The organism is Paucilactobacillus nenjiangensis (assembly GCF_005405445.1).
Lineage (GTDB): Bacteria > Bacillota > Bacilli > Lactobacillales > Lactobacillaceae > Paucilactobacillus > Paucilactobacillus nenjiangensis.
Map to the genome: position 1 here is coordinate 1 of NZ_BJEB01000098.1, position 2,547 is coordinate 2,547.

General features: G+C 39.5%; 1 protein-coding gene and 1 pseudogene. Both read left to right on the forward strand.

Annotation, left to right across the window (positions count from 1 at the left end):
• Nucleotides 1–97, forward strand: a pseudogene (locus FFM59_RS10360) (IS3 family transposase); the annotation flags it as partial.
• A 23-nt stretch (nt 98–120) separates the two neighbouring features.
• Nucleotides 121–2,364 carry a hypothetical protein gene (locus FFM59_RS09855; protein WP_137602847.1) on the forward strand — a complete coding sequence of 748 codons (2,244 nt, stop codon included), beginning with the start codon at nt 121–123 and terminating at the stop codon, nt 2,362–2,364.
• Nucleotides 2,365–2,547: the final 183 nt, after the last annotated feature.

Consider the following 2,547-nt stretch of genomic DNA (forward strand, 5'->3'; position numbering starts at 1 on the left):
AGTTAGAGAAGGAATTACCTATTTCACTGAAAAATTTATCTCAGCGAAGAGAAATGACCTTACCGCAGCGGAATACCTTTTTGGCAAGGCCAACTAATTTTTATTATTTAATGTGTAAACTTGACAGGGCACAGTACCTATTCGAATAGCGCCACATTAGTTGCCGATACAAATAATTATTTAAGTGTTTTAGCTGCAGCAAAAATTACCCGTAGTGATGCGCAAACAGCAGCTCAAGATGCTATGGATAGAACAGTACCAAACAATAAGGCAGCAATCATAAAAGCGCAAGGCTTGTTGAAACAAGCGATGGCTGATGCAAACAATGAGTTATTGGTCACTAGCGAACTCGTTACATTAACGGATAAACTAAACTTAATAATCGATAGCTTTGTTAAGTTGAATGAAATCTATATGCAGGCTGTCAGTGGACCTGTTACTTATGAAGAGGGTATTGTGCCGTTGGTTTCTAACATCAACGACCAATTTTCTAATGCTCAATTGACCGCAGAAGCCGTTGACGCGTTTACAACGCAACTTCAAACAATTTTCGATGCTGCGATGAATGCAAGAGACAATGCAAAAATAGACGCTACGAATGCAATCAGTAATGCAAAAGATGTGGCGACAAACAGTAATGTTGCAAGTGCCATCGATAATCTTAATAATATTGTTGAAGCGGCCAACGATAATAGTGAACAAGCACTCACAGCGGATATTATTCATGCGACTGCCTTGCTTAATGCTAATGTTGGCTTATTAAATACTGCCCCGGTGAACAATGGACAAGTGGTGATAGATGCAGTTAATGCATTGAATGTAGTGTTAAACGAACCAACATCGACAACAGCCGATATCTTGGCAGCAACTGACACATTTAATACAGTCGTCGGTGAAGCAAAAGACTCACGAAATGATGCTAAAGATGCAGTCAACACAGCTTTAGCATCGACAGATCCAGTAGGTAATGAAACGGCTGTGACCGATGCGGTCACAGCATTAAACGAAGTGTTAAACAATCCAGCATTGACAACCGCCGAAATCTTGGCAGCAACTGACACATTTAACACAGTCGTCGGCGAAGCGAAAGACTCACGAAATGATGCCAAAGATGCGGCCGACACAGCCTTAGCTGCGACAGATTCAGTTGGAAATGAACAAGTGGTGACCGATGCGGTCACAGCATTAAACGAAGTCTTAAACAATCCAGCATCGACAACCGCTGAAATCTTAGCAGCGACTGACACATTTAACACAGTCGTCGGCGAAGCGAAAGACTCACGAAATGATGCGACAGATGCGGCCGATACAGCCTTAGCATCGACGGATCCAGTTGGAAATGAAACGGATGTGACCAATGCGGTCACAGCATTAAACGAAGTCTTAAACAATCCAGCATCGACAACCGCTGAAATCTTAGCAGCGACTGACACATTTAACACAGTCGTCGGCGAAGCGAAAGACTCACGAAATGATGCCAAAGATGCGGCTGACACAGCCTTTGCTGCGACAGATCCAGTTGGAAATGAACAAGTGGTGACTGATGCGGTCACAGCATTAAACGAAGTGTTAAACAATCCAGCATCGACAACCGCCGATATTTTGGCAGCAACAGAAACATTTAAGGACGTTGTTAACCAATCTAAAGACTCACGAAATGATGCGGTTGATGAAGCAGAGACATTAATTACAAACATTGACTCTATTTCTAAACGTCCAGGTGTTAAGGAAAAATTGGATGAATTACAAAAAACATTGGATGATGCTGCAAATGGTTCTGAGAATGTGTTAACTGCAGATATTAAAGATACTGTACAAGAATTACGAGAAATTTCTGAAAATGTACAAAATGTTTTAGATGACGCAAATAATCATTTAACAGAAGATTTTGCAAATCCAGTTAATAAAGAACCTGGGGTCAAAGATGCCACTGATAAATTGAAAGATTTAGTGAATGATCCAACGGCGTCAATTGACGATGTACAAAAAGCAATCGATGCAATGGATACAGTTATCGAACAAGCGAAAGTAGAACGAAACCAAGCGATTAAAGATGCAGAGAATGCATTGAAGGAATATGGAAATACTGGCGAACTAGGTAATTTAATACAACAATTACAAGATTTGTTAAATTCGCTTAAAAATGCCGAATCTCTTGTTTTAACACAAGATATCATTCAACTAATTAATCAATTGAATGATGCTGCAAGTCAGTTATCATCTGAGCAAAATAAAAATAATAGTACCGTTAACGGTCAACAGTTATCTTCTGAAAATAAAGAGGTTGATTCAACAACGACTAACGATGATAAAAACAAACTTCCGCAGACTGATGAAAGTGGGGATAGTTTACAAACGTTATGACTATTGAGCTTACTCATGATGATATTTGGAATTGCAGGCAAGAAACGAAAACAAGAAGATAGTAAGTAATATATGTACAAAAAAGGTTCAAGCATGAAGTGAACCTCCGAGATTGGACAACAATCTCGGGGGTTTTATTATGACTAAATTTAATTTAGAGTTACGAATTTCTATTGTGACACA